Source organism: Halorubrum sp. Ea8, from assembly GCF_002252925.1.
In the GTDB taxonomy this organism is placed as follows: domain Archaea; phylum Halobacteriota; class Halobacteria; order Halobacteriales; family Haloferacaceae; genus Halorubrum.
In genome coordinates this window covers 61,239-78,840 of record NZ_NHPF01000093.1, presented here as the reverse complement: position 1 = coordinate 78,840, position 17,602 = coordinate 61,239, and the positions used below count along the sequence as shown (strand labels likewise).

Genomic DNA, 17,602 nt, shown 5'->3' with positions numbered 1-17,602 from the left:
CTCTCATTTCACCTCGATGAGCCTTCAACGATTCGTACTCAAACGCGGCCTGATAACCATCCCGCTACTGTTAGGGATCTCCCTGCTCACCTTCGGGATGGTCCACGCCATCCCCGGTGATCCGATCGACTTCATCACGCTGTTCACGGACCTCGATCCGCAGACGGAGATGGAGATACGAGCCGAATACGGTCTCGATCAGCCGGTGTACATCCAGTATATCGACTGGGTCACCAGCGCTGCGACCGGCGACTTCGGCCGGTCGATCATCACCCGCGACCCGGTCATCGACGAGATCATGACTCGGCTCCCGTACACGCTCGTGATGGGGATCATGGCGTTCGGCGTCACCCTCGTCACGGCGATCCCCACCGGCGTGATCGCGGCGTACTACCGCAACACCAAGATCGATCAGGCCAGCCGCGTCTTCGCGCTGCTCGGGATCGCGATTCCGAACTTCCTGCTCGGCCTGCTGCTGCTCCTGATCTTCGCGAGCTGGCTCGACCTGTTCCCGATCCTCCCGCCGACCGATCAGGGAATACTCAGCTACGACATGCTGGTGTACACGCTGTTGCCCGCGATCACCATCGGCACCGGCTCCACCGCCCTGTTGATGCGACTGATGCGGTCCTCGATGGTGGAAGAGCTCGACAAGGACTACGTCCGGACGGCGCGCGCGAAGGGCCTCCCGGAGCGGACGGTCGTGCAGAAACACGTCCTCCGGAACTCGCTGATCTCGGTCGTCACCGTGGCGGCGATCCAGGTCGCGTTCATCATCAGCGGCTCCGTCGTCGTCGAGATCGTCTTCTCGTATCCGGGCATCGGCCGCCTCCTCGTCAATCGAGTGGGGAACCGCGACTTCCCGGTGATCCAGGCGATCGTCCTCCTGATCGGCGTCGCCGTGATACTCGCGAACTTCGTCGCGGACGTGCTCTACGCGTACCTCGACCCCCGAATCCGATACTAAATAATGTCAAGCGAAACCTCACAGCGGACGACGGAACGCGGACGAATACGGGTCACCGGCTTCGACGTCGACCGCGTCGAGTCCCGGGACCCGCTCTCCTCGTGGGAGCCGGACCTCCAGTCGGAGGAGGGACGCGGTCGCCTCGAGTACGCGTGGAAGCGGTTCAGACGCAACCGCCTCGCGCTGTTCGGCGCGGCCACCATCGGCTTCATGATCCTGCTCGCGGTGTTCTCCCGACCCATCCAGCTCCCGAGTAGCTTCCCGGTGCTGGCCGGCCAGACGGTACAGCCGTTCTCGCTCGCGCCGGCCGACCCCGCGAATCAGGACGTTATCACCGGCTACCGGGAGCCGACGCTCGAAAACGTCCTCACGTGGCCCCCCACGGGCCTCTACCTGTTCGGCGCCGACTGGGCCGGCCGCGACATCCTCTCGCGGGTGATGTACGGCGGCCGCTGGAGCCTCTCTATCGGCTTTATCGCGGTCGCCATGGCGCTGCTCGTCGGGATCCCGCTCGGCTCGGTCGCGGGCTACTACGGCGGCAAGGTCGACGAGCTCATCATGCGGATCGTCGACATGCTGTACGCGTTCCCGTTCATCGTGCTCGCGATCGCGGTCATCGCGGTGCTGGGGCGCGGCTACTGGGAGATGATCCTCGCCTTGGTCGTCGTCGGCTGGCTCCCGTACGCCCGCATCATCCGCGGCGAGATCTTAAGCGTCAAAGAAAACGAGTACGTCACCGCCGCGAAGGCGCTCGGCTCCCGCGACCGGTCGATCATCGTCCGCCACATCCTGCCGAACGCGATGGCGCCGGTGATCGTGCAGGCGACGCTCAGCATCGGCACCACGGTGCTCGTCGCCGCGGCGCTCGGGTTCATCGGGCTCGGCCTGTCGCCGGCGAGCGCGGAGTGGGGCGTCATGCTCAACGTCGAGCAGGACGCGATCGCCCGCGGTCGCTGGTGGGCCGGGCTGTTCCCGGGCCTCGCCATCTTCGTCTTCGTGATGGCGATCAACCTCGTCGGCGACGGCGTCCGCGACGCGTTCGACCCGCAGGGCGATCAGACGGACTCCGACACCGGGGGGCTCCGCTGATGGCGATGCTCGAAGTCGAGGACCTCAACGTGCGCTTTTACACCGACGACGGCGTCGTCAAGGCGACGAACGACCTCTCGTACCGGATCGAGGCCGGCGAGCGGTTCGGCGTCGTCGGCGAGAGCGGGGCCGGCAAGAGCGTCACCAGCCTCGCGCTGATGCGCCTCATCGACGAGCCGGGCGTCATCGAGAGCGGGGAGATCCGTTTCAAGGGGCAGAACCTCCTCGAGATGAACGAAGAGGAGATGCGCTCGCTCCGCGGCAACGAGATCGCGATGATCTTCCAAGACGCCGAGACCGCGCTGAACCCCTCGTACACGGTCGGCGAGCAGATATCGGAGGCGATCCGGTACCATCTCGACCTCGACGAGGCGGCGGCCCGCGAGCGCGCGATCGAGACGCTGGAGTCGGTCGGGATCCCGTCGGCGGCCGAGCGGTACAGCGACTACCCGCACGAGTTCTCCGGCGGGATGCAACAGCGCGTCGTGATCGCGATCGCGCTGTCGTGTGACCCCGACCTCATCATCGCCGACGAGCCGACCACGGCGCTCGACGTCACCATCGAGGCGCAGATCCTCGAGCTGTTAGAGGAGGTCGCGACCGAGTTCGACACCGCGATCCAGCTCATCACCCACGACCTCGGCGTCGTCGCCGAGTTCTGCGACCGCGTGATGGTGATGTACGCGGGCCACCCGGTGGAGATGGCGCCTGTCGAGGACGTGTACTACAACCCGCAACACCCCTACACCGTCGGACTGATGAGCTCGATCCCGCGGATCGGCGACGACCGCGATCGGCTACAGACGATCCCCGGGCGGATGCCGGACCTGATAGAGATGCCGCCGGGGTGTAACTTCCATCCCCGGTGTCCGTACGCCGAGGAGTCGTGCACGCGCGTGGATCCGCAGCTCGTCGACGTCGAGACCGGCGATCCCGCGGACCCGATCAACAGCGACGCGCAGACCGCCGCGTGCCTCGCGCACACCGGCGAGCTCACGGGGGAGCTGGAGTACGAGGTGACCGTCCGCGGCGAGGACGACTTCCCCGGGCCGGACGGCGCGTCGAGCTCCGCGGAGGTGACCGACCGATGAGCGGCTCCGAGCCGCTCCTCCGCGTCGAGGGGCTCGAGAAGTACTACGAGTCCGAGAGCGACTTCATCGACCGACTCCTCGGCCGCCAGAAGAAGGTGAAGGCGGTCGACGGCGTCTCCTTCGAGATCAACGAGGGCGAGACGCTGGGGCTGGTCGGCGAGAGCGGCTGTGGAAAGAGTACCATCGGTCGGTCGATCCTCCAGCTCCGGGAGCCGACCGCCGGATCGGTGTACTTCAAAGGGCAGGATATCACGACCCTCTCCGACAGCGAGCTCCGCGACCTCCGGAAGGAGATGCAGATCATCTTCCAGAACCCACAGTCGAGCCTCAACCCGCGCCTGACGGTGAACGACATCATCGGCGAGGCGCTCGACATCCACGGGATCGAGGGCGACGTCACCCGCGACGCCCGCATCAAGGATCTGCTCGAACGGGTGGGGCTCAACGCGAGCCACGCCAACCGCTACCCGCACGAGTTCTCGGGCGGGCAGCTCCAGCGGATCGGGATCGCCCGCGCGCTCGCCGTGGACCCGGACTTCATCGTCTGCGACGAGCCCGTCTCGGCGCTCGACGTGTCCGTGCAGGCGCAGATCCTCAACCTGCTGGAGGACCTCCAAGACGAGCTGGGGATCGCCTACCTGTTCATCGCGCACGACCTCTCGGTCGTCGAGCACATCGCCGACGAGATCGCCGTGATGTACCTCGGGAAGATCGCCGAGATCGGCACCCCTGAGGAGCTGTTCGTGCCGCCGCAACACCCCTACACCGAGGCGTTGCTGTCGGCGATTCCGGAGCCGGACCCGTTGTGGGAGGGCGACAGGATACTCCTGGAGGGGTCGGTCCCCTCGCCGATCGACCCGCCCTCCGGGTGCAAGTTCCACACGCGGTGTCCGCGCGTCATTCCGCCGTCGGACTACGAGTTCGAACAGGAGGAGTGGCGCGCCGTCATGTCCTTCCGCCACCGCGCCCGCGAGGAGGACATCGCTGTCGAGACGTTCGGCGACGACGACGATGCGCTCACCGAGGCGCTCCGCGACGAGCTCGACCTGCCGTCGTCGCTGACTGACCCGGAGGCGGAGCGGGTGGTCGAGGAGGCGCTCCGGTCGGTCGCGGACGAGGAGTTCGCCGCCGCGGAGAGCGTCCTGAGAGAGACGTTCGAGACCCCCTGCACGACGGACGAGCCGGCGCTCCGCCGGACCGACGCCGGACGGGTCGCGTGCCACCTCTTCGACCCGGCCTACGAGAGCGGACCGACCGACGGGACGAGGACCGACGACGGGGCAGTGACCGGGGACGGGGCGGCGGCGAGCGGCGACGACTGAGCCCGTTCGGCTCGGCGTCGACCTCGCCCGCCCCGACGACACGCTTATTCCTCCCGACGGGTACCCTCACTCATGCGTCGATCACGCGGGCGTGACGGGGTCGACCGGTCCGACGACGACCCGTTCCGACCGAACGAGTCCGCCGAGCGCCACCGCCCTCGGGCCGCCAGAACGCTTCCGGCGGCGACGCTGACCCGGTGGCTGCTCCCGGCGCGGCTCCACCGCTGGGCGGTCTCCGTCAGCGTCGACACGCCGGCGGCGGCGTACGAGCGGGGCGAACCGGTTCCGGTCGCGATCGAACTCCGGAACCCGCTGCCGGTCCCGGTGACGGTGCGGACTACGTCGCCGGTCCCGTGGACGTGGCACGTCGACGGCCACCGCGACGCCTCGCACGTTCCCGAACCGCTCCCGGAGTCGGAGACTCGGTTCACGCTCGACCGCGGCGAACGCCGTCGGTTCACCCGGCGGTGGGAGCAGAGCTTCCGGGTCTCGAAGAGGGACTGGGAGCCGGCCGAACGCGGCGAACACACCATCGGAGCCGGGCTCGCCGTGGACGACCCGGCCGGAAAGGGCGTGTACGACGAGACGACAGTGCGTATCGAGTGACCGGGGCCGTGGGCCAGCGGCCGCCGGCCTACTCGTCGGCGTCGCTCGGGATGTCGATCTCCTCCTGATGATACCGCTCGGTCGCGAGCTCCGCGACCGTCCGGAGCGACTCGACGAGCTCGTCCGACTCGTCGAGCGCGTACCCGTTCGGCTCGCGGCCCTCGGTGCGGTCGATCGCTAGGAGTCCGAACGGTTCGAGCCCGTCGAGCCCCTCGTGGACGACGGTCTGATCGACGCCGGCGCCCGCGGCGATCCGCTCGACTGACAGGGGTTCGGAGGCGTAGAACAGCGTCGCGACGATCCGAGCCCGCACCCGATTCGCGAACAGGAGCGCGAGCCCGTTCTCCTCGACGAGTCGCGTGTACTCCTCGGTCGATTGCTCGTCCATGCCCGTCGTTCACGAGCGAGCGGGATGACGGCTTCGGAATCCGCGGTCCTCGGTGGCGGGGATCTGAGCCGGCCGCGGTGGCGATTGCTGTGGGAACGTTTAACGTGGCCGGTGTCGTCCGGTCGGTAGATCGCATGACGGGTGACGACGACGCGACGGCGGACGCCCCGGACCGGTCGGTCGACGACCGTCGGCGCCGCGCGCTGGTGTACGGTGGACTCGCCGCGCTCGCGGGCACGGGCACCGCCGGCGCGTGGTACGTCTCACGCGACGATCCGGCGCCGCCGCAGGAGCCCGACGACGGGGAACCGGAGGAGACGGGAGCGCCGGACGAGGTCGACCACGACGGCGAGACGGCCCCGTCGATCGTCCGGCGGTACGCGCCGGACCTCTACTTCGGGGCCCTCGAGAAGTGGTACCCCACGGACCCCCGTCCGTACGTCGTCGAGACCGCTGCGGGCTCGGTCGTCGACGGATTCACCGCGCTCGACGGTTACGCGGCGGCGTTCCGCGAGGCGGGGGCGCCGCCAGCACCGACCGTGTTCTACAACGTCGTCGAGGCCGCCGAGGGAGTCGACGCCCTGCAGTACTGGCTCTACTCCGCGTTCGACCAGTTCGCGGTCAACTTCCACTGGCACGACTGGGAGCTGTTGCAGGTGTTCGTCGAGCGCGAGACCGGCGAGCCGCTGCTGCTCTCGGCGAGCGCTCACTCCCGCGCGAGCCCGAACAACGAGTTCCTCGAGCCGGAGATCCCGGACGGGGCCCGTCCCGGGATCCTCTCCGAAGTCGGCTCGCACTCGAGCGCGAGCGAGGTCAACGGCCTCGTGCCGACCTTCGAGCGGTTCCCGACGGCCGACCTGCTCTCCGACGTGACCAACGACGTGGTCGACGTCTCGGCGTCGCTCCGCGCGCCATTCGCGTACGGGCTTCCCCGCGACGAGGGGGCGCGGCTCCCGTTCGTGCTTCCCGAACTCGACGGCGTCCCCCTCCACGAGCACCCGTCGCTCTCGATCGACCGGACGGACCTCATCGACGAGCGGGTGACGGTCGGATCGTGGGGAGGGCTCCCAGTCCCGCCCGGCGACCTTCCGCTTCGCGAGCCGGGACTCGTGCTCGCGCACCCCGAGAGCCGCCTCGCGACCGGCGAGGGCGACGGCGACGCCGCGGCCGACGCCACCTACGCGCTCGAACCGATCGCGCCGCTTCGGGAGGCGATCGACGACTTCGTCGGCCCTCAGCTGAGCTTCGAGTTCGCGGTCCCAGGGTTCGCCGAGGACGCGATCGCGAGTCACATAACCTCGGTCGGGGTCCCGTGGGAGCAGGACCGGTTCGCGGATCCGCTCTCGGACGTGACCGACCCGGCCCACCGAAGGCGGGTCGACGGCGCCGAACCGACGGGGCTCACGGATCGGGTCGTCGGACGGGTGCGACAGCTCCGCGCGGGCACCGAGGGCGCACTCGACGGCGTCTCGGACGCGGCGCGCGACGCGGTCGCCGGCGTCGCCGGCGTCTCGCTGTTCGCGCCCCAGACGGAGCTCGCCGTCCGACTGGCGAGCGAGGATCCCACGGCGACGGCGACCCGCGGCGGGGCGTTCGGCTTCCTCCGCGTCGAGCCCGGGCCGCACCTCCTCGTGGTCAACGGCCCCGGGTTCGCCCCGATCGCGGAACGGTTCGTCCACGAGGGCGGACTCGTCCGCGCCGGCGGCGACGGCGAACTCGTCGCGGTGGCGACCGAGGACGCCGGGTGGATCCGCGGCGACGGGCGAGAGACGGGGGGAATCGACCGGATCCGAGTCGTCGAGGACTACGCGGGCGTGATCTACGAGGGAGCGCCGGCGGAGACGGACCGGTTCGCGGTCGCGGTTCACCGCGAGGGCAAGTACACGGTCGAGGTGGTCGACCGCGACGGTCGCCTCGGGGCCTACCGGGTGACGGCGGACTCGTTCGACGCGAACGGGGAGGCGGTCCGCGAGGAGGTCCGGACCGGGAAGCTCGCGCTCGCGCGGACCCTCCGCGACGAGGTCGCCGAGCTGTACGGGCTCGCGGAGTCGCTCTCGGAGTCCGCCCGCGACGACTCCGACGGCGAACACGACCCGGCGCTCGACCGGCTCAGCCGCGCCCGGCGCGCGGCCGACGGCGCGGTCGCGGCCGCGGAGGACGGCGAGGAGGAACCGGCCGACGATCGGCTGTTCGACGTCGGGTCCGCGCTTTCGGAGTTCCGAGAGCTCCTCGCCGGCGAGGACCGGAGCGGATACGACGACGCGGCGGTCGCGGCGATGGCCCCGAAGGCGCTCGCGGGGATCGAGCGGGTCGACGCCGCCGTCGACGCTCCCCTCTGACCGGCGGAGGGAGACCGCGGGCTCCCGAATTTCACTGGGCGGTGGGTTCGCCGAAGCGACCCCGTCGGACTCACCGGCGGCCGTCGATCGGCCCATCCAAAACGCCGCCGTGTCGCGTTCGTAAACCCGCATCCGCGATATCAATAACGGGTCGTCACGGATCGCCGCGGACTCACGCGTCGCTCCGGTCCGACGCCGCTCGGCGCTCGCCGCCGGGGTCTCGACCTCGGTCGCGCGCTCTCGCCCCCTCTTCGGAGTAAGCCGGTCGTACCGCCTTTGCAACCCCATAACTAACCGATCGGGACTGCCATCCACCGTATGGCCGTTACTCCGCTCACACCGTCGTTCGACCTCTCCCCGTCGTCGGGAATCGGCGCCCCGCCGCTCCAGTTTTCGGGCGACTTCCTCGAACTGGCGGTGGTGTTTTTCCTCATCGCGATCGTGGCGGCGATCTTCGGCGCGCGCGGGGTCGCCGGGGTCTCGATGGCGGCCGCGAAGTGGCTCGTCATCGTCTTCGTCGTGCTGGCGATCATCTCGGTGCTGCTCTGAGGGGGTCCCGACCGTGGTCGCCGAGAGCAGAGAGCGCGCGAACGCGGGCCTCGGCTCCGTGAGGTCCGCGATCGACCCGGTGACGCGGTTCGAATCGCGGCGTCCGGGTCTCCGATAGATGGACGCCCAACGCTGGTGGCCGCCGCTCGTCGAGCTCGCGGCGATCGCTTGGATCGCGCTGTTCCTCGCCGACCTCGCGATCGGCGTCGATCTGCTCGTCGCCTCCGCGGGGACCGAGAAGGCGGTCCGCGGCGCGCTGCAGTGGCTCCTCGTCGTCTTCCTCCTCGACCTCGTGCTCCTCTATCGGTGGTCGGACAGCGGCCCGAGGGAGTTCGTCCGTTCGAACTGGGTTCTCGTCCTCACCGCGGTCCCGTGGTTCCGTCCGTTCCGACTCCTCCGCGTCGGTCGCTCGGTGCGCGCGTTACGGCTCCTCACCGGATCGCGTCGGATCGGGTCGCTCCTGACAAAGCTCCGCCGCAAGTGTCGGAGCTTGTGGCGACGCTTACGCGACTGAGGTCCTCGCCGAGGTCGGAATCCATTCGTCGAGCGACGGTCTCCACTCATCGAACGGCCACCGCACGCCCCGCTCGCCGTCGCCGGTGGCCGGCGCGCGCTGGTAGTCGACGAACCGAACGTCGACGCGGACCGATCGAGCCGTCCGGTTGTCGATCTCGGCCTGGAGATCGGTCGCGAGCCGCTCGTGTTCGCTGTCGCCGGAGCGCCCCACAGTTACCGTCACCGAGACCTCGTCGCTGAACGCGCCCGCGTCGTTGTACTCGGTCGCGACGCCGGCGAGCTCCAGCTCGCTGTACTCCTCGCCGTCGAGGACCGTTTGGACCCCGTCGTTCGCCTCCTGCTCGAAGACGAGGTGCTGGTACGTGCCGAGGGCGGTCACCGCGACGACGACGACGAACAACAGGACGATCACGGCGTACGCGCCCGACCGCAGCGAGACGTCGGCGCTCTCGCGGACGGCGGGAATGACCGACGAACGGTAGCCGAGCGCGACGAGCGTGAGGTACGCGGTGAGGTTGATGAAGACGATGTTCATCAAGAGCAGGACGGTTCCGCCCGCGACGACGAGCGGCTGGCCCCAGGCCGTGCCGATGCCGGCCACCGCCGCCGCGGGGACGATGGCCGCCGCGACGGCGACGCCGGCGATGGAGACGGGGAGGTCGGTCGCGATCGCGAGCGCGCCGGCGAACCCGGCGGAGACGGCGATGGCGAACGTCAGGAGGTTCGGGGTGACGAACGCGCCCACCTGCCCGATGGTCGCGACGTCCAGCGTCGACGGGACGAATCCGCTCCGCTGCAGGAACACGCTCATCGCGACCGCGCCGAGGTACGCGACGACGAGTCCCGTCACCTGCGAGGTGGCGCTGTCGACGACCATCTCGTGGTCGCTGATGACGGCGCCGACGCTCGCGGAGAGCGTCGATCCGGCGAACGGCGCGATCACCATGGCGCCGACGATGACGATCGCGGAGTCCAGGAGGAGGCCGCCGACCGCGACGACGGCGCTCGCGACGGCGAACGCGAGGTAGGTCGCCGTGTCCGGCGTCAGATCCTCCGCGCGCGCCCGGATTTCGACGTTCGGAGCGCCTCTTTTACCCTTCGGCCCCTCGACGTACCGGTCTTCCAACTCGTCCGCGTTCGGCACCGTCGCCTCCTCGACGTCCGTGACGACGGTGTACGTGTCCTCGTCGAGTCCGGCCTCGTACAGCCGGTCGAGGACCACGCCCACGGCGCCTGACGGCACCGGTATCTCCGCCAGACTCCCCTCTCGACCACCGTTCGCGTCGGTGAAGACGAACTCCACCTCCATCTCCGAGAGCGCCTCTCGGACGGCGTCGCGGTCGTCTTTCGGGACGAAAACCTGAACGAGTCTCACACCGGCCAGTCGCGGCAGATGCGTTTTACTAATCACCTGCTACGGATCAGTAACGGAGAACATATTCGACCGAGCGGTCCGACATCGAGCGCAACGCTCGACGCTATCGGAGTTAAAACCGACTCACGACACGTGAGAAACCGGTCCGGACGCTCGCGACCCGCGTAGCGACGAGGCCAGGGCCCTCTACTCGTGAACCGCTGACACCTCGCCGGTTTTGCGACAGTATAACTAATGAATCGTCTCCGCCACTACCCGCATGGACACCGCGTCACTCGCGACACCGGTCGACCGACGCCCGCCGTCGACCGTGAGGCCTCGACCCCCGTTCGACGCCCTCGATGACTGAAGACGGAGCCTCCGTCGGCGCATGAGGCCGTCGGGATCCGACGACGCGAGGGGCCCCTCCCGCGCGTCGGTAAGGCAACTCGCGGCGGCGGTCGTCGCGCTCGCCCGGAAAAACGATATCGGCGTCGTCGCTTCGGGCGTCGCGTTTTACCTGTTCAACTCCCTCGTGCCGCTGCTGTTGTTCGCGTTTATCGGGCTCTCGGCGGCCGGGTGGCTCGGCCCCGCCGTCGGCCTCTTCGGAGCCGTGGCCGGGATCGACGCCGGCGCGCTCGCCGCCTCGTTGGATTCGATCGTCGGCGACGACGCGGACCGACGACGGGCGGTCGTCATCGCCGGTCTGATCCTGTTGTGGAGCTCGCTGCGATTGGTGCAGGCGATCAACGTGTCGTTCCAGACGATACACGGCGTGCGCCACGAGCACTCGGTGGTCGAGACCGTGTTGGACAGTCTGATCGTGTTCGCGACGATCATCGTCCTCGTTCCCGTCGGGTCGCTGCTCGTGGTGGCGCTGACGGTCGCGACGGACGTCTCCGTCGTTAGGGCGGTCAGTGCTCCGCTGCTGTGCGTCGCGCTCTTCGCCGGGTTTCTGCCGATGTACTACCGGTTCTCGGCCCCGGAGACGACGCTCTCGCAGGCGTTTCCGGGCGCGGCGCTCGCCGCGGTCGCGTGGGCGCTCTGCGCCGTCGGGCTCCGGCTGTACATCTCGACCTCACAGAGCGTCAGACTGTACGGCGTCGCCGGCGGCGTCCTTCTGGTGTTGACGTGGCTGTACGTCGGCGGCCTGACGCTCCTCGCCGGGGCGGCCCTGAACGCCGTTCTGACGGGGAGCGTCGACATCGACGCCGGCGAGCGTCCCGACGGGTGACCGGGAGACGGGCGGCATCGGAAGAAACGGTGGCCTCGGCACTCACGACTCACAACCTATCCATAGTGAATGTACTTAACACAGTTATAGACGCCGCTCAGTCCATTATCTGTTCACTTTCGATTACCACTCTTCGGGCGGTCGACCCTACGTGGAAGCTCGGACATGCCGTACGGCTTCTCGATACTACTGACCAGCCGCGCTGTTTATGCCTGTGTATTTCTACCATACATATATAAACAAAAATCAATACATCAGCGTTGCCCGATTCCGGCGCCAACCCCCTTATCGAACCGTTTCGCTCGGTTCCTGCCGGAACGCATCGCGGAGACTGGCAAAACACCGTTTGACGAAACTAATAGATCACCGACATATCATGTTTCGACACGGCCGAACCGCCTCAGCGGAGCAGCGCACGCCTGGCTGCACCACACAGCGCTCTCGTTCACCATGACACACGAAGCAAAAGTTGTTGACACGTATCAGATCACGCCCCGAGTGAAAGGGTTCCGTCTGCGAGTACCCGGTCACGAGTTCGAGTACGACCCGGGACAGCACACGACGATCCGGTTCGAATCGGGCAACGAGCGAATCGTCCGCCCGTACACGCCGACGAATCTGCCCGGTAGCGAAGAGCTGGCACTGACGATCAAACGCTACGATGACGGACTGGCGTCGTCGTACATGCACCAGAAGCGACCGGGTGACACGGTCGAGATCGGCTCGATAGAGGGCGCGTTATCACTCGTCGACACGAGCCGAGACGTCGCTTTCCTCGCGTCCGGCACGGGCCTCACACCGATGATGGCGATGCTCCGGCAGTATCTGCGCGAGGGCACTGGCCACGCGCACATCCTCCTCGGCGAGAAGCGAGCGGAGACCATCATTCACCGAGAGACGCTCAATGAACTGGCGGCGAACAATCCCAATCTCAACCTGACCTTCGTGCTCTCGGACCCCAACTGGGAATGGACCGGGCGGATCGGATACGCACAGGAACACCTCGAAGACCTGTTCGACGAGTTCACCGAGCGGGACTTCTACGTGTGCGGGGTCCCGCCGATGGTCGTCCAGGCGAAAAACCGACTGGCCGAGCTTGGAGCGCCCGACGAGCGAATTCACAGCGAAGGCTGGGAAGACAGCGTCGTCGCAGACGACTAACGAGGAGTGACGATATTCGGTCAGTGCAAGGACCGTTCGCAGTCGGTTCGCTTGATCTGACCGTCCCCGGTTCGGCTCCTGGTACGGTATCCCGGTAGGCCCGGCTTGACTATCGTTTGAGACGGCGCTCGGAGAGCCGCGGACAGCCGAGTCGGTCCATCGTGCCGTGCGCTACGAGTTCACGGAGTAGACCAAGATCTGCGCTCGCGTACGCTTTCAGGCAGTGAGCGAGTTGTACCGAATCGACCGATCCGTCCTCGGGACCGAGATACCGCTCGACGAGCGTCGCATAGTCACCGTCGGTCATCCGTGGGTCAGATACGTCCGAGAGCGGCATGGTGTCGACCTCGCCGCGCCAGTCTGCCCGGTCGATCCCGATGTCGTAGTCGCTGAGTAGAACCGGATCGACCTCGATGCCAAGTTGACGAGCCGCTTCGACAACCGTGTCAGCCTCCGATCTGACCGGGACGCTCTCCGGGGTTGCGTGGAAACACCCGTTCAGCACCCGCTCTGCTCCGGTCCCAACGACATCGCCCCCCGATGCTTGCGCGAGACGTTGATAGAGCATTTCGAGCGGAAAGCGGTCGTATCCACGCGTCACAAGCGTTGCGCCTTCTGCCTCCGAAAGGTCTTCGACGACGTGCTCGAGCAGGAGCTGTTCGTCTCGCGTGTCGGGTTCCTCGCGATGATATACCGTCGCATCACTGGACCGGTCACAGTATGCGAAACAAACGGCGGCGATTTCGTACGTCTCCGGGTCTTCCACCCGGATACCCCCCGCCTCATCCGTCGGCCGGGGTTGGACGGTCACAGCGATACGTTCGTCGCTTGCCCCTAGCTGGACCAGCCACGGCGTGTCAAGTTCAGCCAGTGGCGGGTGTGTCTGAGGCTCCGGTGCCTCGATACGTTCCACGCCACTGTTACCGGATGGAAACACGAGCTGGGCCCCGAGTGACCTCGACCGGACGACCCGGTCGAACCGGTACCATTTGCCCGTCTCCAACGACGATTCAGTAGCTGATGGCTCTTGGACTGCTACCCGTAGCTCCGTCCCCTCGATATCGGTACAGTATACCATGGACGTGGGTTCGGCCGGGTCGTCTGCAACGTAGTCAACCCGGAGTGGAACCTCTAAGCCACGCTCCGCCGGAATCTCCCTCGAGGCTATCATCTGTTCGAGAAAATACGGCCTGTACGGTCAAAAACTACAACCTGTCTCTGTGGAGTGTTAATCGGGAGTTCATCAACCTCCTCTGCAACTAATCGTTCTCACTCTTTTCAGAGATTCTGAATCCATCGTCGGACATATTCTCTGTCTCTGTGCTAATTCGTATAGCTCTTGAGACAGAGTCGTACGGACCATTGCCTCACGTCGTCTCTAACCGCTCAAATTGTACTCTATTCGACCTCAAATGACGACTGTCCCCTCTTAGAGGGCAGCAGACGCGATTCTCAGACGTTCGTGCACTTCTCCTCGAAAATGTATGGATAGAAAGCTGGCCTCGGCACTCATAGGGCTCGTCATCGCCTCCCTCGTGCCGGCCCTAACTTCGATCCCGCTCTGAGGGGACGTTCCCCGTGCGCGACCGGAACGTGGCGAGTGCGGACCGGTCACCGATCGAGTTCTGACCGCGGCAGAGCGTCGGAACGTCTCTCCCGCAGCCCGGACTTTGGGGCGAACGCGTCCGTCAGAGAAACCGCCTCGGCGCTCGTGACTCTCGAGCTACCGGCGGTGAATAGTGCACTCCGCCGATTCCGACGAGAAGGCCGATTGCGGTCGAAAGCCAGTCGATCGGTCGGTCCGACCGGTCGGCAATCGGCGCCGCGTCCGGGCTCAACCCCCGTCGTCGACCTTCCCGAGACGGATCGGTTCCTCGTCCCCGTCTGAGCGTTCGACCCGGACCGTCCTGGTCGGGAACGCCATGTCGAACCCGGCGTCCGCGAACGCCCGTTGAATCTCGCCGTTCACGGCCCCTCTGACCTCCTTCCAGCGGTCGAGGGCCTCGATGTGGTACTCGAGCCTGATCCGCATCGCCGAGTCCCCGTAGTCCCAGAACCACGCGCCAGTCCGCTCGGCGTCGACGCCGTCGACCTCGTTCGTCGTGTCGACGACCAGTTCGACGGCGGATTCCATCTCCGCCGGCGTCGTGTCGTACGACAGCCCGAGGAAGGTCTTCACCCGTCGGGTCGGCTCTGCGGAAATATTTCGCACCTCGGCCTTCGCGATCGACGCGTTCGGGAGCGTCACAACCCGCCCGTCGAAATCTCGGATGCGCGTCGTCCGGAGTCCGATCTCTTCGACGGTACCGGTCGTCCCCTCGATATCGACGATGTCGTCGACGAGGAAGGGCTTCGTCGAGAGGATGTGCGCGCCGCCGAAGATGTCGGCCATGGTCTCGCGGGAAGCGAAGGCGACTGCGACCCCGGCCACGCCGAGTGAGGCGATGACGGCCACGACGTCGTACCCCAGCGAGTCCAGCACGACGATGCCCGCGACGGAGACGATGGCGATGTTGGCGATCCGGCTGACAATCGGAACGAGCTCGTCGTCGAGCTTGGACTCCGTGCGTTCGACGTACCTCATGAGGTAGGTCTCGACGAACCCGTCCGTCAACCGGACTGCGATCCACGCGATAGCCACGATGACGGGAATCTCGACCGAGGCGTTCAACACCGACTCCAGCGGCTCGACCGGCGAGAGGATGCGTCGTCCCGCGACCGCACCGAACACGACGCCGAGGAGGACGACGGGCCGCCCGAGCGCGTAGACGACGATGTCGTCGACCTCCGTCTCCGTCGCTTCGACTTTCCGCCGCAGTCTACGCCGGTAAAAGAAGCTCAGCGACCGGCCGACCACTGCACCGAGGCACAGCACGGCGAAAAACAGGAAGTACTGCTGGATCGTGCTTCCGAAGTACGTCTCCGACAGCAACGAGACAACTGGCATACAGGAGGCGTGTTCCCCGGTATCATAACTCTATGGCCGCGTCCGACGCACGGGTCGCGTCTGCCGCGTATCGGTGCGTCACTCGCCGGCGGCGACCGGGCGGTCGACGGAGTGCGTCAGGGCGAACGCGAAAACGTGGCCTCGACGCTCGAACCCCGACGACTTACCAGTACCAACCGACTTCGGCCTGCGATTATACAGGCTGGAAGGCGAATACACCCGCCTTTAGGCGGGTGATGAAGCCGACATGGTGGGAAGCAATCCACTGGCCCAACGTCTGTACCGAGTTTCATATACCGAGGTTTAACTGACAGGCCGCTCTATACGTAGTTAGGAATCGGTCGGAACGGAGCGGATTCCGAACCGTCCTTCAGAGGCGGCCTGTCCGCCCGCGTAACGAGGCAGTATCTGAAAGGGCAGTCGGTGAACGCTACATCCTCGAAGGGTGTGTCTGTGTTGACTGCTCGAAGCGAGTCAGACGATATCCCCAACTCCGGTGATGCCTGCCAGCGTCCCCGTGACAAAAACAACACTGGGACGCCGTACACGGCCGAGGATAGGGGTAACGGCCAGTTGGCATGGCCAGCAGTCCACCAGTCCGACACTGTGGGACTACCCGTGCCCGAAAGGACTGGGAGTCCGGTAATTAGACTGCGAACCTGAAACTCCCACCGCTCGGGATTCCTCCGCGTTTACGCGAAGGAGGATGTCAACTAGCAGTGCTGAATACTTCTATCATTCTTATCGCGGGAGGCGAGATGTTCTGTATCCGGGTCACCGAATCGGTCTTCGCCGCGAGCGGTATACACTGTCCAGCCACGACGATGGAGCCAATCTGCGACAGGAAACCAGATACTCTCGTCACAGTACTACGGCCTCATGCCTGTGCGGACTCTGCGGACCGAAACTCGTCGGCTACGACATCGTCTCGAACTGGGGGAACTGGGTCTACCAGACCGGCGTCGGCAACGACTCGCGGGACAACCGCTTCGAGGTGCTCTCGCAGGGCGAGTACCACGACGACGCGGCCGCGTACATCAGGACCTGGCTCCCCGAACTCGACGGTCTGCCGGCCGAGTACGCTCACCGCCCGTGGCGGCTGAGCGACGACGAGCAGGCCAGCTACGGCGTCGAACTCGGCGTCGACTACCCGCGGCCGGTGATCGATATCGAGCGTCGGTACGCGGAACTTGGTTGATGACGGTGCTCCCAGGGGTCTGAAAGAATGTCCGCGGGGTGACAGACTGCGGGGAAATACTGTTCGTGGGTCGTGGTGCCGAATCGGAGGGACACCCTGTACGGAGCGTGTCGCGGAGTGTCCAGCAGTGACGTTTCCGCGTCGGGCGTCGGTTCCTACAGCGTGGGGACCAGGCCGCGGATCGCGATTTCCGCCACGGGCTGGACGGCTGTCCTCACCGACTACTCATCGGCAACCTCGACGCTGACACTCTCGCCATCCTCGAGGAGACTCATGTTCTTCACTTCGACCCGCATCGCCTGGTCTGCGGATAGTTTCTCGTCGTACTCGTGGTCCTCGTCCTCGACACGGATAGTGCCGTCCCCGGAGGCGTCGACCGGTTCAGCGATATCGAGCGTCTCGGAATCTTCGGCCGTCAGCGACGGCTCGAAGACGTCCGTCACGGTTCCATCGGAATCGATCTTGGCGACGACCTGATCCTCGGCGTCGGAGCCGGGTGCGACGGCGACCTGCACCTTCTCCGTGCCCGCGACGACGTCGAAGTGGACGCCGTCACCGGCATCGAGGCTGCTCTGGACCTGCTCGTCGGACCAGGCTGTCTCGATGGCCTCGTCGACCTCGTCCGAGGACAGTTCGTCAAACGGATCGGTTATCTCGACCGTGTAGTCATCTGGAAGCTGTTCTCCGGATGCGTCACCAGAGCTCGCTCCGGCTGCGACGACGCCACCGGCTCCAACGGTGAGCATCGCCGCGAGGGCGAGCGCGATTAGCTTCGTTCGCATTGTGTATCGGAGTGATCCGTTCGGAGGATCGCTCCACCTGGACCTTGTAGGAAAAACCC

The 17,602-nt window shown here is 66.4% G+C and carries 15 protein-coding genes and 1 pseudogene; 11 read left to right on the top strand and 5 right to left on the bottom strand.

Annotation, left to right across the window (positions count from 1 at the left end; genetic code table 11):
• Positions 1 to 16 precede the first annotated feature (16 nt).
• From DJ74_RS10325 to DJ74_RS10305, 5 genes are all read left to right on the top strand, one after another.
• Positions 17 to 967 (top strand): ABC transporter permease, encoded by a 951-nt coding sequence (locus DJ74_RS10325; protein ID WP_094527179.1) that lies wholly within the window; start codon positions 17 to 19, stop codon positions 965 to 967.
• Positions 968 to 970: 3 nt separating this feature from the next.
• Positions 971 to 2,056: an ABC transporter permease gene (locus DJ74_RS10320; protein WP_094523552.1), complete on the top strand. Its 1,086-nt coding sequence runs from the start codon at positions 971 to 973 to the stop codon at positions 2,054 to 2,056.
• On the top strand, positions 2,056 to 3,147 hold the full coding sequence (locus tag DJ74_RS10315; protein WP_094523554.1) for an ABC transporter ATP-binding protein: 1,092 nt from the start codon (positions 2,056 to 2,058) through the stop codon (positions 3,145 to 3,147). The genes DJ74_RS10320 and DJ74_RS10315 overlap by 1 nt, the downstream gene beginning before the upstream one ends.
• The gene (locus DJ74_RS10310) at positions 3,144 to 4,469 is read left to right on the top strand and encodes an ABC transporter ATP-binding protein (protein ID WP_094523556.1); all 1,326 of its coding nucleotides are present in this window, start codon (positions 3,144 to 3,146) and stop codon (positions 4,467 to 4,469) included. Before DJ74_RS10315 ends, DJ74_RS10310 begins: the two co-directional genes overlap by 4 nt.
• Before the next feature lie 72 nt (positions 4,470 to 4,541).
• Positions 4,542 to 5,075 (top strand): hypothetical protein, encoded by a 534-nt coding sequence (locus DJ74_RS10305; protein ID WP_094527178.1) that lies wholly within the window; start codon positions 4,542 to 4,544, stop codon positions 5,073 to 5,075.
• Positions 5,076 to 5,103: 28 nt separating this feature from the next.
• Here DJ74_RS10305 and DJ74_RS10300 read toward each other — a convergent pair whose 3' ends face one another.
• The gene (locus DJ74_RS10300; RefSeq protein WP_094527177.1) at positions 5,104 to 5,463 is read right to left on the bottom strand and encodes a hypothetical protein; all 360 of its coding nucleotides are present in this window, start codon (positions 5,461 to 5,463) and stop codon (positions 5,104 to 5,106) included.
• A gap of 134 nt (positions 5,464 to 5,597) precedes the next feature.
• Between DJ74_RS10300 and DJ74_RS10295 the strand changes: the two genes are divergently transcribed.
• From DJ74_RS10295 to DJ74_RS10285, 3 genes are all read left to right on the top strand, one after another.
• Positions 5,598 to 7,802: a hypothetical protein gene (locus DJ74_RS10295; RefSeq protein WP_254922163.1), complete on the top strand. Its 2,205-nt coding sequence runs from the start codon at positions 5,598 to 5,600 to the stop codon at positions 7,800 to 7,802.
• A gap of 318 nt (positions 7,803 to 8,120) precedes the next feature.
• The gene (locus tag DJ74_RS10290; RefSeq protein WP_094523562.1) at positions 8,121 to 8,351 is read left to right on the top strand and encodes a DUF1328 family protein; all 231 of its coding nucleotides are present in this window, start codon (positions 8,121 to 8,123) and stop codon (positions 8,349 to 8,351) included.
• Between the two features lie 118 nt (positions 8,352 to 8,469).
• Positions 8,470 to 8,865 (top strand): hypothetical protein, encoded by a 396-nt coding sequence (locus DJ74_RS10285; RefSeq protein ID WP_094523564.1) that lies wholly within the window; start codon positions 8,470 to 8,472, stop codon positions 8,863 to 8,865.
• Here DJ74_RS10285 and DJ74_RS10280 read toward each other — a convergent pair.
• Complete coding sequence (locus DJ74_RS10280; RefSeq protein ID WP_094523566.1) at positions 8,854 to 10,242, bottom strand: DUF389 domain-containing protein; 1,389 nt, start codon at positions 10,240 to 10,242, stop codon at positions 8,854 to 8,856. The genes DJ74_RS10285 and DJ74_RS10280 overlap by 12 nt on opposite strands.
• Before the next feature lie 370 nt (positions 10,243 to 10,612).
• Between DJ74_RS10280 and DJ74_RS10275 the strand changes: the two genes are divergently transcribed.
• Together DJ74_RS10275 and DJ74_RS10270 are read left to right on the top strand one after the other, a co-directional pair.
• Entirely contained in the window at positions 10,613 to 11,455 is an 843-nt protein-coding gene (locus DJ74_RS10275; RefSeq protein ID WP_094523568.1) for a YihY/virulence factor BrkB family protein, read from the top strand.
• Positions 11,456 to 11,905: 450 nt separating this feature from the next.
• A complete protein-coding gene (locus tag DJ74_RS10270) occupies positions 11,906 to 12,616 on the top strand; it encodes a ferredoxin--NADP reductase (RefSeq protein ID WP_094527176.1) in 711 nt (236 codons plus the stop codon).
• Between the two features lie 109 nt (positions 12,617 to 12,725).
• On the opposite strand, the gene DJ74_RS10265 is transcribed toward DJ74_RS10270, so the two are convergent.
• On the bottom strand, positions 12,726 to 13,787 hold the full coding sequence (locus DJ74_RS10265; protein WP_094527175.1) for a hypothetical protein: 1,062 nt from the start codon (positions 13,785 to 13,787) through the stop codon (positions 12,726 to 12,728).
• A gap of 663 nt (positions 13,788 to 14,450) precedes the next feature.
• Entirely contained in the window at positions 14,451 to 15,563 is a 1,113-nt protein-coding gene (locus DJ74_RS10260) for a mechanosensitive ion channel family protein (protein ID WP_094523574.1), read from the bottom strand.
• 904 nt (positions 15,564 to 16,467) lie between these two features.
• Between DJ74_RS10260 and DJ74_RS20030 the strand changes: the two are divergent.
• Positions 16,468 to 16,761, top strand: a pseudogene (locus tag DJ74_RS20030) (FAD-binding domain-containing protein); the annotation flags it as partial.
• Positions 16,762 to 16,982: 221 nt separating this feature from the next.
• Here DJ74_RS20030 and DJ74_RS10250 read toward each other — a convergent pair.
• Positions 16,983 to 17,507, bottom strand: coding sequence for a hypothetical protein (locus DJ74_RS10250; RefSeq protein ID WP_141212697.1), 525 nt, complete (start codon positions 17,505 to 17,507; stop codon positions 16,983 to 16,985).
• Between the last annotated feature and the right edge of the window lie 95 nt (positions 17,508 to 17,602).